Source organism: Selenomonas sp. oral taxon 136 (assembly GCF_001554015.1).
In the GTDB taxonomy this organism is placed as follows: domain Bacteria; phylum Bacillota; class Negativicutes; order Selenomonadales; family Selenomonadaceae; genus Centipeda; species Centipeda felix.
In genome coordinates this window covers 2,284,519-2,298,115 of the sequence record NZ_CP014239.1, presented here as the reverse complement: position 1 = coordinate 2,298,115, position 13,597 = coordinate 2,284,519, and the positions used below count along the sequence as shown (strand labels likewise).

Genomic DNA, 13,597 nt, shown 5'->3' with positions numbered 1-13,597 from the left:
CTATGGTAACCGAAATTTTTCCCGAAAAATCCTATCTTTTTTCATTTTGAAGTTAATTTGGCAGTTCTTTTGTCATCTGCATCATTTTTCCCTGGTCAATGATGTGAAAAAACGACTCACGCATCAGGATGAAAATGCGCTCATGGTCACTTCCCTTGTCAATCAGAAGACGATTCTCCTGCATCTCAACGCTGTGCCCCGGCTCGTGCATCAGCGAGAGGAGGTCGACGGTGGACGCGACACTGTACTTTTCGATCACTTCCTTGACGGCAATTTCGTTTTTTGCTGCATAATAGAGGTTGAGCGTGACGAATAGAAGCAGTGCATTGACGAGAAGCAGCAGTTTTGTGAGTGTCCGCACGCCATCGCCGTGGCAGCGCGTGTAGATCCAGCCGCCGATGATGAGGACAAGCAGGGAAATACCTGCGGTTTGGATTAGATTCATAGCTCCCTCCCTCACCCGTATTGATACATCTGATAGAGGTTCATGTAGGCACGATGTACTTTGGCCACATAGTCAATCGTCTCCCGGTACGGCGGCACTCCACCGTACTGGTAGACGGCAGCACTGCCGGCGTTGTAGGCGGCGACAGCCGTACTTACGCCGTATTCGCCGAGCCCGCCGAAGTTGTCGAGCTGTGTGCGCAGGTAGATCGTTCCGCCGAGGATGTTGCCGAGCGGATCGTAGGGGTTCACACCAATGCCGGCTGCCGTAGCGGGCATGAGCTGCATGAGTCCAATCGCACCGGCGGGGCTGCCCGCGCCCATGTAGAAGTGGGATTCCGTCTCCATAACGGCCGTGATGAGGAGTGGATCGACGTTATAGCTGGCCGAAGCGTACAAGATGGCATTCGTGATCCAGTCGCACTGCGCCATGTCTCCGTTATAGAAGCTGGCATCGGTATAGATGACGCTGTAGAGATCGGCGGCTTCTCCCCTGCCCGGCAGGAGGACGCTCAATGAGAGCGCACAAAGGACAAATAATCTGATATAGTGCATAGCATTCTCCTTCCTCGTCTGTTCTTTTTAGTATAAACGACAGGAAAGGGAAAAAAATTCGCTCTTTTGCACACATAAAAAGAACTTGCCGTCATGACAAGTTCTTTTTATGTATCTATACTGCGGTCAGCGTGTGTACGCTGCTTGTGGTGTATGCGTATGGTTCTTTGTTTGCGGATGCGCACCCTTTTCGCACATCAATTCGTCCATGATCTCGACTAATTTACGGATGTCGGCTTCATGAAGCGGATAGTAGCTGCGCTCAATCCGCTCCATCGGGACGGCAGCGAGGATTGTCTCAAAGGGGATGCAGCGCAGCCACTGATAATAGGCAAGTGCCCATCCTGCCCAATATGCGGGTGTTTTCTCCGCATAGAGAGCCGCCGGATAGGGAGGTTTTTCTATGTCCAACTCCCACAGGCAGTCCCAGAGCAGTTCGCAGCCGGTGCGGCCGGCAACATAGCGGGGGTTCCCTTTGCCAAATTGATCGGCCACACCGGAGTCCACGAAGTACTCTGCCGCCTTCCCGATGGGGATATGGCAGGTGTTGACGGCGTAGTCAAACATGTTGCCAAGATTCACCTGTGCATCCGTGATATAGAGGTCTGAGTAGGATCTCGTCGTCATTCCTGATGCCCTCCTGAATGATACGCTCGATGGTCAGCTTGTTGGGAACGCGGATCTGTCCCCTGAGAGAACGTCGGTAGTCGTCACGCGCACGTACATCACGCTCCATATATAAACGGATGTATTTCTGCGCTGTCCGGTAGGCACGTTTGAATGTAAGCCGCTCAAATGCCCGCTCCGATTTTATCGCAACCTGCTCCCCCAGTTTACCGAGATGCATTGCTTCACTGAGTTTGTCCAGACTGATACGGTTCTGCAAAAAATCCGTTGCATACTGAAAGTATGAATCGTCCGCACGATACCCAACCACAACATCAGCCCGTGACAGGTCTACCGCAAAGTTTTGGATGAGATACTCCCGCGCATCGTCACTGTCATCGTCCAGGTTGTTCGGCTGGCGGTGCTGCAATAGTGTCCCAATCCAGTTAAGCGTATGGTACTGCTCTGAATTTAAGTTGACAATGTGCAGCCCATCTATTTTTAATGTGTAGCCTGAGACGACACCGCTCTCCCCACGCTGGCAAGACCACTCTTTCGCAAGTTCCATATCCTCTGTACAGTAAAAGCACTTGCCGAAATCGTTTGCCTCACGGCACTTCGACAGGCTTGGCCAACCGACGGCATCACGAGAGCCATGAAAGAGGATGATCTGTCGCTGCGTGAGCTGCGCGGGAAGAAAATCCTTGTGGAGATAATGTGCTTTAAGATATGCGCATGTTCCGGCTGAGATCTTTCCCGTATCAAAGGCACATTCGATACTGCCTTGCAGCTCCTGCTGCACCTTGGGGATCAGCGCAGCCTGTCCCACGGATTCAAGGGCAGTGATTTTCTCCCGAATTTCCTGCGGCATCTGCTCTTGTGCGTAAATATCCGCTGCATTCTCGTTGCGCATGGACTTTCCTTTCCTCAACGAACGGCCGCATCATGGGCGTGACGCAAAAATCGTGGATGATCCCATGTTTTGACAAGCTCTATTCAAAGATGGTGCGTACATCCCCTGTATAGTTCGTCACGCCGTCATGATCGAAAATCTCCTGCGTGTCGTTATAGGTGATCTGCGGGTTCTCGATCTTCCCGGAATGATAGGCGAACTGAATCACGTACCCATTGAGTGCAGCCTCGAGTTCGGCAGCACTCCTGAGCTTTTGATTCTTCCACGCCAAGACGATCTCGTCGTATTTCTCCATACATCCACCTCGACTTCTCTGCTGCCATTATAACATATATTTCAGCAAGAATTTCTTTTCACGCCATCATAAAATTCATCCAGCAGAAGCATACCATATACGCATACGCCTGCGTGGTACCACTAAAATCTCGCCCATGATAGCTCACTTGTCAGGCTTATGAACGATATGCATAGAAAAAAGGCTGCCGAAGCAGCCCTCGTTCAAACGATTTCTTTTAGACCAAACCATGTGCAAGCATGACGTCTGCCACCTTGGAGAATGCAGTGATATTTGCGCCCGCAACGAGATCGTCGGGGGCAGCATAAAGCTCTGCATTTTTCTTCGCATCACGATAGATATGGCTCATGATCTTGCGAAGGCGTTTATCCACCTTCTCAAAAGTCCACTGGCGACGCTCAGAGTTCTGCGACATCTCAAGGGCGGATACGGCCACACCACCTGCATTGGCCGCTTTTGCCGGGGCAAAGAGTACCTTGTTGCTCTGGAAATAAGCAATGGCATCGAGCGTGGACGGCATATTTGCACCTTCGCCGACTGCTTGCACTCCATTGGCGACCAGCAGCTTGGCAGAATCCAGATTGATTTCACTCTGTGTCGCGCATGGAAGTGCAATATCGCACCTCACCGACCAGACGCCGCTGCATCCTTCGTGGTACTCTGCATTCGGGTGCGTTTCTGCATATTCCTTGATCCTTGCACGACGCACTTCCTTGATCTCCTTGAGTGCGGCAAGGTCAATGCCGTCCGGATCATAGATATAGCCGTTCGAATCAGAGCATGTCACAACCTTCGCACCAAATTCCTGCGCTTTCTCAATGGCATAAGTAGCGACATTCCCAGCACCGGAGACAACGATTGTTTTGTTCGCGAGGTCGATTCCCTTTGCCGCAAGCATATCCTGCACGAAGTAGAGAAGACCATAGCCCGTCGCTTCAGTACGCGCAAGACTTCCCCAGTAGTCCGTACGTTTGCCTGTCAGAACCCCCGCATCGTAGGAGTCACGAATGCGCTTGTACTGTCCAAAGAGATAACCGATCTCACGCCCGCCGACGCCAATATCTCCTGCCGGCACATCCACGTTCGGGCCGATATGACGATAGAGCTCCGTCATGAAGCTCTGGCAGAACTTCATCACTTCGTTATCTGAGCGACCGTGCGGGTCAAAATCTGACCCCCCTTTGCCGCCGCCGATGGGAAGGCCGGTCAGAGCATTTTTGAAGACCTGCTCGAATGCAAGGAATTTCAGGATATCAAGCGTAACACTTGGATGGAAGCGGAGACCTCCCTTGTAGGGTCCCAAGGTGCTGGACATCTGGACACGGAAGCCGCGGTTGACCTGAATCACCCCCTTATCGTCTACCCAAGGGACTCGGAAGGAGATGATGCGATCCGGCTCGATCATGCACTCCAGAATTTTGTGCTCCTTATACTCAGGATGCTTTTCCAAGAGAGGGACAACCGAGGTCAGCACCTCACTGACGGTGTTTTTAAAATGGCTTTGATCTGGATCGCGCTTCGATACCAGATCCAAAATATCATCCACGTACTGTTTCATATTCGACATAATAATTCCTCCCTCTTATCCTTCCTGGAGATTATCCAGTGAACGAAAATGAGTATAGCATAGAGGATGAAGTTTTGTATAGCGGTTGTGGGCATGAATACAATATGCATTTACAAATACAAAGAGTGTTCCCCTACTCCCGTTCGAATGAGGAGAAAGGAACACTCTTCTCAAGTTATAGATGATATGGTTCATGACGGCTGATCTTGAACGAGCGATAGATCTGTTCCATTAAGAACAGCCGTATCAGTTGATGCGGCAGGGTAAATTGTGAGAAGGACAGTCGCAGATCTGCACGTTGGCGCAATTCATCAGACAGTCCGAAGGGGCCACCGATCAGGAATGCAATATGGCTCTCTCCCATGAGCATCAGACGATCAATCCGTGTGGAAAATTTCTCGGAAGACATCTCCTCGCCGCCCACATCCAAAACGATCAGGTAAGCCCCCTGTGGGATTTGCGAAGACAGCCGTTCGCCCTCGCGGCGAAGAACTTCATCCTTTTCCGCGGGAGAAGGTCGATCCTTCATGCGTTCTTCGATGATCTCGATCATACGCAAATCGGCATAAGGGCGGAGACGTTTTTCATACTCGGCAATACCGTCGCGTAAATATTTCTCCTTTAGCTTCCCCGCACAGACAATCGTAATTTTCAACGATCCTCCTGCGGCATCTCTTCCAGAACAACCTCTGCCTTGTTCTTTGTACCATTCCGTTCATAGGTTACCGTCACCTTGTCACCGACCTTATAGGAGGCAATTTTATTCCGCAGGTCAGCAACGCTGTTGACTTCCTCTCCGTTAATCTCAAGGATGATGTCTCCGCGTTGGAAGCCTGCTTTACCGCAGGGACCGTCGAGTGTCAGACGGAAGATATAGACGCCCTTATCGATGTTCAACTGGTAGCCGTATCGAGCTGCCGTGTCTGGATCGAAGACGGATACACCGAGATAGGGGCGTGCCACATACCCCTTCTCGATCAACTCATTTACGATTGTCTGTACGGTATTGATCGGAATGGAAAAGCCCATTCCCTCTACGCCGCTCGCTGCGACCTTCGCACTGTTGATTCCGATGACCTCTCCATCGGCATTGACCAGTGCACCGCCGGAGTTGCCCGGACTGATTGCCGCATCCGTCTGAAAGAGCTTGACGCGTTTATCACTGATGTCAAGGGTACGATTCAAGGCACTGATCACACCTGCCGTAACGCTGCCCTGAAACTCAAGCCCCATGGGATTGCCAATCGCAATAGCAGGCTCTCCGACAACCACGCCGTCCGAATCGCCGAATACGGCTGTCGGAAGATTGTCCTCATCCACCTTCACCACAGCAAGGTCAGTAAACTCATCCTGACCGATCAATTTTCCCTTCAGTGATCGTCCATCTGCGAGAGAAACGATGATTTCCTTCGCTCCACTGATTACGTGATTGTTCGTGACGATATAGCCGTCGCTGCGGAAAATAACACCGGAGCCGACGCCCTCTGTCTGAACCGGATTATTGAACCAGTCGCGTGCCACAGCCTTGTTCGTAATTCCAACGACGGCAGGACCTACAGCTTTTGCCGCACGCACTACGGGTGTATTACGCGCATCAGAAATATTGGAAACATCCACAGTCTGTGCAGGTTTTGTTCCTGTCGTTCGGGTGTCGGCAGCCGTCCCCATGGAACAACCACCCAAGATTGCAAGGGATGCCAACACTGCGGCGGCAGTTAAAACAACGCCCTTGCGCCGATGTAGTTTGAAACGTAAATTCATCATAACATCTCCTCTTTACAGTTTGACTTCTGCTCCGCCCTCGGGAAGACAGGATTCGACCTCCATTGTCATACCACGCGTTGCGAGAATATCTTTGATTGTATTGAAAGCAAGATCGGGGCCATTGTTTTCCTCTGAAAGATGCGCCAAAAAGACTTTGTGCGGTATCTTCTTCATGCGCGTCAGCGCCCATCCCGCTTCGGCATTGGCAAGATGTCCACGGTTGGAGAGAATTCGCCGTTTGAGCGACCAAGGGTATTTTCCTTTACGGAGCAAATCCGCATCGTGGTTGGCCTCAAAGACGAGCACATCAGCCCCCTCCATCGCCTCTTGCACCGTATCTGTCACAACGCCAAGATCGGTGGCAAGTGTACAGCAATGTGAGCCTTCTACGCGGAATCCACATGGATCTGCCGCGTCATGGGAAATAGGAAATGGATGTATGGTGACATCACCGACGCAAAAATCCCCAGAGATACAATGCATATCCTCCGCAAACGCGGCTCCTCCGTCAATTCCGGCAAGAGTCCCCCGTGTCGCAAGGATCGGCAGGTGGTATTGCTTCGACAGAGTCTTCAGACCTCGCACATGGTCGATATGCTCATGGGTAAGGAGTATGGCGTCAATGGTTTGCGGATCGATTTCATTGGCTCTGAGTGCTTTCGTGATCCGTGCCGCACTGATGCCGGCATCGATCAGAAGACGCACCCCGTCCAGCTCTATATAGACGGAATTTCCCTTGCTTCCACTCGCTAACACAGCTACCTGCAAACGATATCCCCTCCAGTGAACACATCATATTCTTTCTGTCTGTAAATTTTCTGCATAATTTCTATGGACTGAGTTAATGAAGCACCGATAAAGTCCTGTGATATCTCTTGATGATTTTTTCCGATCTTGACGGAATCCTTCACAGAACATTACTCTTCGTTCAGAGAATCCATCCCAGACGAATCCTGCCATAACATGACTTCCTGTTCAACCCATTTCCCTTCGTCCAGCATCACGCGAATGAGGCTATGCCACATTGAAAACTCTTCCTGCTTGAGCAACCCCGAAAGACGTTTTTTCTGCGCAGGGGTGAGGCTCTGCGCAAATGGTAAATATGCACGAAATGTATCTACGTCCATGCGATATTGGCTGAGTGTCGGAAAGTACCGTCCTCGCAGGAATTCAAAGATACGGATACCTCCGTAATCGATGTCTCCCCAGTGGCGTATATGGAACGTCCGATGGAGGGAGGCAATTTTCAAAAGAAGAGCTTGTACCGTACGGTTTGGGAATCCTGCCGTATAGATGAGGAGGTGATTGGTATCTACCGTTCGTGTCAGAGTTTCTGCATTTGTCAGATTCTCAATGGTCAGAATTTCAGGGGGAAGCACATCTATTTTCATGGCAGTGATTGTATCATAGGTAAGCATCAATCCACCCGGAAAATCTGCGAGGAAATATCGTCGATCACCAAGCAGAAAAGTTAGATTTCCTGCGATCCACGCCTTTCCTTGTGTCACGGCAATCCCCGCTGCATCCAAATACTCTGCATCCGACTCACATGGCTCATCGGCAAATCGACGTAAGAGACGGAGCAGCGGCAGCTCTATGTTTTGTTCAAAATACTTGCTGTTGCGAAAAATACGCTGGCTAAACACACGTTTGGGGATGGCACTTTCGCCTTCGCCTGGAAGAGCAAGGATAGCTCGTATCAAATTCGCGTAAAGAACCTGTTCTTTTGGTAAGATCGCGGGAATCACGTTATCTACAAGTGATTCCATCATCGCGGCATAAAAATTCTTCACCCACGGTGTACGTTCACTGGCAAGTAATGAAAGCTGTGTCTGATACTCTTTCACGCGGATCAAAGGCATGAGTTTCCCCATCCGTTGATACAGAGTAGAAACATTTGTAGAAAAAAGAAGGATGCGCTCTATCCGTCCTGCCCCATGGCGTTCCCAGATGATGGCAATCAGTTTTTGACGCTCAAGTTCACACGCTGCCGCATGTATCGCTTCCCGCTTATCAACATCCATTTCATCGGTATAGTCAGCGGAAAGGGCTGATTTCAGAATACGAAACTGTGGACGACGCCCCCGTTCCCCAACTGCTGCTTTACTATTTTCGTACTTTTCCAATAAAGTTGTTAGAATAATATCCTCATAGTGCATCTGCAGAGGCATCAGCTCCATGATTCAGTCCTTTCTCCCACGTTGTTACATCCCCTAATTCGTCAGTAAAGCAATGATTCCCCACATTGGTGACAATAATTGACTGATCCATCAGCGGGGCGATTGCTGCCAACTTCTCATCGGGAACAGCAACAATCAGCTGCATTTTCATCCGTTTTATCAGTTCAATGCATGATTTAATGCGCTCTTCATCCATTTTGTTGAATGCTTCATCAAAGACAGTCAGACGTATTGTTTTATCATTGTAAATCTGTTGAAAAGCGGCGAGAATTGCAATGTAAAAAGGAGTCTGCGTCTCTCCGCCCGACGTTTGCCGGAGGACTCTAGAGTAAAGATAATTCTGACCCACCGTATCTGTGATACGGATGTCATAGTCCAGATACCGCCGATAATCTGAAAACTCTTCCTGCTCCTCAGGTGTTCCTTTGACTAACTTGTCAAACAGCTCCATTGCCTGTTCGTTTGCCGCTGTGTCTGCATCGGCAAAGAGCCCGCCCGCCGTTTCCCAATCCGCCATCATCACTGCATCATAGAACGGCTTGTACTTCGCACTTGGCGTAACAAGAAAACTGTATTTATCCTTGTGGAACTGAAACTGATTCAAGGCATAGTTCAGCTCACGAAATTCATAACGTGCGCTTTCGATCGCCTCACGCATACTGAAGATGAAATGAGCCTTAAACTCCATCTCCGACTGAGCAAGAGCCTCACGTGCCTTCTCCTCAAAGGAAGGTATATCCGTCCCAGACAGTCGCTCAAGGATCTCTGTATAATAACTGTGATCCGGATCATAGACATGTCCTGTATCTCCGTGCGCGAGCCCATAATGCTCTCGCGCAACAAGAAGTTTTTGCCACATGTTGTCACGCCGGGTCTCATTCCCCCGTCGACTTATCTCATAGCTCTGCAGACGTTCCTCCATGCTCCGTCCTCCACGTGTTTCCTGCATGAGCGAGGCAAGGCGCGCTTCTGCGCCAGTACAGAGCTCAGGATAAGTCTCCCGCCATGATTCGACGGCCTCTGCCGCAGCAGCTGCCGTACGCTCTAGGTTTGGTATAGACCGTTCTACTTGATCTAGCTCGGATTCAGCGTGTGCCTGTGTCCGCATCGTCTCTGCGCAATCATGCGCTGCCTCTTCGGCGCGTCGTTTGGATTCCTCATAGACGGATTTCAGGCGCACTGCCTCACTGAGATCCATCGCATTCAATTCTCCAGAAATGCGCTCAAGGTCTGCTTTGCAGGCGTCAAGTTCGGCAAGAACGTTCATGCTCTTCGCAGCGTTTGCGTATCGATGCAGCGGTTCATGAAGAACAGAGGAGATCTGCTTCATGTGGCCTGCCCCTTCAGCAAGTACGACTAGGCGCTGCCTTACTTCCGCAAGTTCTCGCTCACGAATTTCAAGCTGGCGGTCTATAGCACCTGCACCGATGTATGGAATCTCGTAGAACCGTCGTGGTATCTGACGCGCAACCAAGCCCTTGTAGGACATACAGCTTTTTGTCGCCGCGCTTCTATACCTGAGCATATCCTGCTCATTGTCCGCCTGCATCACGTTTCCGAGCAGGTGGTCGATACACGCCTGTGCGAGGGGGTTCTGTGTCAGCAGGAGTGCGGCGAGGGATTTGTTTTCCTGTTGGCCGAGATACTTTTTTTCCGCCTCCGTATTCACAAGACCGACGCCCTCTATGTTGCGTTCTCTTTTTTCTGTTTCATAGATGTGCAGTGCTTCGCGAAAAAATTCTCGTTCCACAAGGAGGTCAAATCTCCGGGTATTCAGATACCCCTCCAACGTATCACGCCATTCTTCGTCCAAAATCTCAATCTCCTCACAGAGCACATAGACCTTAGAGCGACCCGCAAGTCGCTCTTCAAGCAAAGCCTTAAGACGCATCATCTCCGGACGATATCTGCGTTGCCTCCGTTTCAGACCTTCAATCTCCGAGCACAGTTCCTCCCGCCGCTGGACAGCTGCACTCTGTGCCTGCTCCAAGAGAAGATTGCCGCGCTGCCATAGATCGCTGACAGCAGCAAGTATTTCGCCGCCCGCCTTCAGCTGCTCCTGGATCTGTTCGATTTGTGTTGTCTGGATGGTATCTTCTGCCGCATACTTGAGAGTCCGCGCGAGTTCCTCCAACGCCTGTGGCATTCCCTCTGGCAGACGAAAAAACTCTCCTGCGGGATATGCGCCGAGTGCGGATACTTCCTCGAACTCACACATGAGTTTCTTACGCATGAGCTGTCGTGCGTCTGTGAGCGAACGGTATTTTTCCACCCGTTCCTTTTGTGTCTCCAGCAGCTCATCCCGTCTGCGCTTTTCGTCATTTCCCTGCCAGGCAGCATACGCCTCCTGCTGTTCCTGGTTTCTGCGTTTTGAGAGGCGTTCCTGTGCATGCAGTTTCGTCTGTAAATCGTCCAATCGATCACGACAGGTCTGTCTCTGCTGGCGTCCCACATCCAGTTTCTCCTCGGCGTTCTTATGCCGAAAAGACAGTAATACGAATTCCTGCTCATACACCGTATCCCGCAATTTACAGTAGGTATCGTAGTGATCTTTCAGCATCTCCAGTTCATGCTTTCGAGCACGCAGATCCTGCAGATCACGCTCGAATTTCTGATAGGAATAGAACACCTCGCGCAGAACATCTAGCTTCAAATCGCGGGGAAGAAGGACATATTCATAGATAAAATCGCGCACATGGTCGATGGGGCGGAAGGCAATCGCACGAGAGAACGCCGGCAAAAAACGCGAGGACAGCTGCCCCAGCCGGTTCATCAATCGTTTTTGCCATTGTTTCTTTCCCGTCTCAAACACACTGTTGCCGTGCGCATACCTGCGATGAAATGTCTCCTGCGTATAGAGTGTGCCGTCCGTATTGCGAAAGTCAAGATCCGAGAGCGTATGCTGATCGATGAGAAAGAATTCCTCCTGCATCCTGTCATCATGAAAGACATCGACCACATATCCGACAATGAAGGAGTTTTTCTTGACGTCATCATAAAACTCAAGTGCAATATAGGAGGTGAATTCGTCCGCACGCAGATACTGTACGCCCTCTGCCTTAATTTTGCCTCGCAGGTAGTGCAGCAGAGTCCTCCGTGCCTCCTGCGTCACTGCAGCGTTGAAGCGCGTCTGTGTCTGACTTCCGATAAAGAGATACTGCAGCGCATCCAGCAATGTGGACTTACCTGCACCGCTGTGTCCTGACAGCATTGTTGCCGCGCCGAAGGCGATCTCTTCCTCATCAAAATAATGCCAGTTAATCACCTTCATTTTCCGCAGCGTCTTCATTGTCCTCCTCCTTCCTCTGTCGATAGATGTAAAGTCTGTTATATAGGTCTGAAAGCTCTTCCCCGTCTACGGCAAGGGCGAGTGTATGGAAAAGGCGAATACGTGACTCTTCGGAGAGATCCCGATCCAACACATCCGCGAGACGATATTGCTTCGTGAGCTGGGTCAGGCGCTGTATCGCCGTTTTCTTGAGATCGGGCAGATGAAGTGCCAAATACTTGGCGCGGATCTCTGCGAGCGTCGTCATTGGAAACGCGCTCAGGTTTAGACTCGTCCGCTTTTCCTCGTAGATGAGTCGCAGTACAAGCAGCCATATACTTTCCTCCATGGTCAGAGCCCGTCTGTGCGCCATGCCCGTGGAGAGCAGCCATACGATCTCATAACGTTCGTCTACACGAAACTCCCAGCCGATGACCTGAAAGTACTCCGCAATCTCTTCCCGATAGCGACGTGCTGCAATATAAAGTGCAGTATCGTGTTCGCGTGTCAAAAAATTGCACGACAACAATGCCTGTATGACACTCCGAATACGAGTACGTTCTTCCTCGTTCAGCAGCTCAAGTCTCATTTTATTTTCCCCTTGCGCCTGACGGTGCGATTGCTGTATCGTACCGTATCTTGCTCCTCGATCTCCTTATTTTTGCCTAGCCGGTACTTTGCCCAATCATCATATCCATAGAGATAAACGTAGAGCAGTTGGAGGAGATCCGGAGATTCAGTTTCCCTCAGCAACGCGAGCAATTCGCCAATCTCCATGGAACTCCGTTGCCCAAGAACATTCAAAATCCACGTTTCAATTTTCTGCCGTGATATACTGCGTGCGACACGCTCTGCACTTTCGCGGCGTACCCGCTCACGCAGTGTTTCATAGACACTGCGTACGGGTGTGTCCGTATTTGGGCGCAGGACGCGTTTTTTGCGCGGCACGTAACGTGATGACGGAAGAAGCATATTCGTTGTTTGCAGACGAAAAATACATGGAAGCTCATCAATATCCCATCTCTGATCGCGTGCCTCAGCGACTGCCATGAGAATCCCCGCGATCATACTCTCTGTGCGAGCGCTTCCCTCCTGCTGCAAATAGAGTGCACGTTCATAGGATGCACGAACATACTGATTGTGTCGTCGGTCGATCTGCGCGAACATATCATCAAGTCCTCGATAGATTTCCTCGATTGCCTGAAGTGAGGCTTTCATACGATATTCTGCCGCATCCATCGAGTCGGCAAGCAGACGTCGCACAGCATCATCGCAAAGCGAGCGAAAACGCTCCGTATTCTGCCGTATGTCCTGCACCTCATGCAGGATACGGATACGGTAGCGGGAAACGTGATCCGAGGTCTTAAGGCGGTGATAACTTCGATCGACAATATCCGCCCGATATTCGACAAAATGATGAGAGAGTACATCCTGTAGACTCGTTTGGGAAGATACCTGCTCCATTTTGCTTTTAATGTTGTTCAGCAGAATGCGCAACTCTTCAACAAACTCCTCTGCCAAGCGCTCCGCTTCGAGTACTGCCATGCTTGGCTGTACCTTTGCTCCATCACCTGAAAGCACCTGATATGTCGTGAAGGCAAAGCGTTGGTATTCAACGGCTCGTCCTTCGCACAGATTCGCAAAAAGCCCCCACAAACGACTGCTGTAGTGTGGGAGCAAAATAAAGATTTTGAAGTTTTCGCGCTGTTCGTAATCCAGCCAACCGAATTCCTTCATACGGCGAATCATGTGGTTAGCTTTGGCACGCGACTCCTCTATGGCATTGTCCTTTTCCGAAAAAACATCGTCCTCATAGGCTACGCCCGCCTCTGCCCAGCTCTCGATGAGTTCCTGAAACTTGTCCCGTAGAATCTCCTGCTCGATACCAAACTGGGCAAGGCGGTACTGTTCATAGAGACAAAGTCCAGCTTCCGCATAGATACGGCGACATTTCCCCGCGAGAAGCCCGAAGAAGCGCTCCGGTAAGACATCGAATAGCTCCATG

At 50.6% G+C, this 13,597-nt stretch carries 13 protein-coding genes; all 13 read right to left on the bottom strand.

Annotated elements, in window-relative coordinates; translation table 11 throughout:
- Positions 1-52: 52 nt before the first annotated feature.
- The 13 genes from AXE86_RS11030 to AXE86_RS10970 all read right to left on the bottom strand — a co-directional run bounded on the left by AXE86_RS11030 (position 53) and on the right by AXE86_RS10970 (position 13,596).
- The gene (locus tag AXE86_RS11030; protein ID WP_061946799.1) at positions 53-445 is read right to left on the bottom strand and encodes a hypothetical protein; all 393 of its coding nucleotides are present in this window, start codon (positions 443-445) and stop codon (positions 53-55) included.
- An 11-nt stretch (positions 446-456) separates the two neighbouring features.
- The gene (locus AXE86_RS11025) at positions 457-999 is read right to left on the bottom strand and encodes a lytic transglycosylase domain-containing protein (protein ID WP_061946798.1); all 543 of its coding nucleotides are present in this window, start codon (positions 997-999) and stop codon (positions 457-459) included.
- 126 nt (positions 1,000-1,125) lie between these two features.
- Complete coding sequence (locus AXE86_RS11020) at positions 1,126-1,626, bottom strand: hypothetical protein (protein WP_061946797.1); 501 nt, start codon at positions 1,624-1,626, stop codon at positions 1,126-1,128.
- On the bottom strand, positions 1,559-2,476 hold the full coding sequence (locus tag AXE86_RS11015; RefSeq protein WP_232294882.1) for a DUF3990 domain-containing protein: 918 nt from the start codon (positions 2,474-2,476) through the stop codon (positions 1,559-1,561). The genes AXE86_RS11020 and AXE86_RS11015 overlap by 68 nt, the downstream gene beginning before the upstream one ends.
- Before the next feature lie 121 nt (positions 2,477-2,597).
- On the bottom strand, positions 2,598-2,813 hold the full coding sequence (locus AXE86_RS11010; protein WP_061946795.1) for a hypothetical protein: 216 nt from the start codon (positions 2,811-2,813) through the stop codon (positions 2,598-2,600).
- Positions 2,814-3,030: 217 nt separating this feature from the next.
- Positions 3,031-4,380: an NADP-specific glutamate dehydrogenase gene (gene gdhA, locus AXE86_RS11005; protein ID WP_061946794.1), complete on the bottom strand. Its 1,350-nt coding sequence runs from the start codon at positions 4,378-4,380 to the stop codon at positions 3,031-3,033.
- Positions 4,381-4,555: 175 nt separating this feature from the next.
- The gene (gene rlmH, locus AXE86_RS11000) at positions 4,556-5,035 is read right to left on the bottom strand and encodes a 23S rRNA (pseudouridine(1915)-N(3))-methyltransferase RlmH (protein ID WP_061946793.1); all 480 of its coding nucleotides are present in this window, start codon (positions 5,033-5,035) and stop codon (positions 4,556-4,558) included.
- Complete coding sequence (locus AXE86_RS10995; RefSeq protein ID WP_061946792.1) at positions 5,032-6,141, bottom strand: S1C family serine protease; 1,110 nt, start codon at positions 6,139-6,141, stop codon at positions 5,032-5,034. Before AXE86_RS10995 ends, rlmH begins: the two co-directional genes overlap by 4 nt.
- A 15-nt stretch (positions 6,142-6,156) precedes the next feature.
- On the bottom strand, positions 6,157-6,912 hold the full coding sequence (locus AXE86_RS10990; protein ID WP_061946791.1) for an MBL fold metallo-hydrolase: 756 nt from the start codon (positions 6,910-6,912) through the stop codon (positions 6,157-6,159).
- Positions 6,913-7,061: 149 nt separating this feature from the next.
- Entirely contained in the window at positions 7,062-8,324 is a 1,263-nt protein-coding gene (locus AXE86_RS10985; RefSeq protein WP_061946790.1) for a Wadjet anti-phage system protein JetD domain-containing protein, read from the bottom strand.
- Positions 8,293-11,613, bottom strand: coding sequence for an ATP-binding protein (locus AXE86_RS10980; protein WP_061946789.1), 3,321 nt, complete (start codon positions 11,611-11,613; stop codon positions 8,293-8,295). Before AXE86_RS10980 ends, AXE86_RS10985 begins: the two co-directional genes overlap by 32 nt.
- Complete coding sequence (locus tag AXE86_RS10975) at positions 11,582-12,181, bottom strand: DUF4194 domain-containing protein (RefSeq protein WP_061946788.1); 600 nt, start codon at positions 12,179-12,181, stop codon at positions 11,582-11,584. The genes AXE86_RS10980 and AXE86_RS10975 overlap by 32 nt, the downstream gene beginning before the upstream one ends.
- Complete coding sequence (locus tag AXE86_RS10970) at positions 12,178-13,596, bottom strand: Wadjet anti-phage system protein JetA family protein (RefSeq protein ID WP_061946787.1); 1,419 nt, start codon at positions 13,594-13,596, stop codon at positions 12,178-12,180. Before AXE86_RS10970 ends, AXE86_RS10975 begins: the two co-directional genes overlap by 4 nt.
- Between the last annotated feature and the right edge of the window lies 1 nt (position 13,597).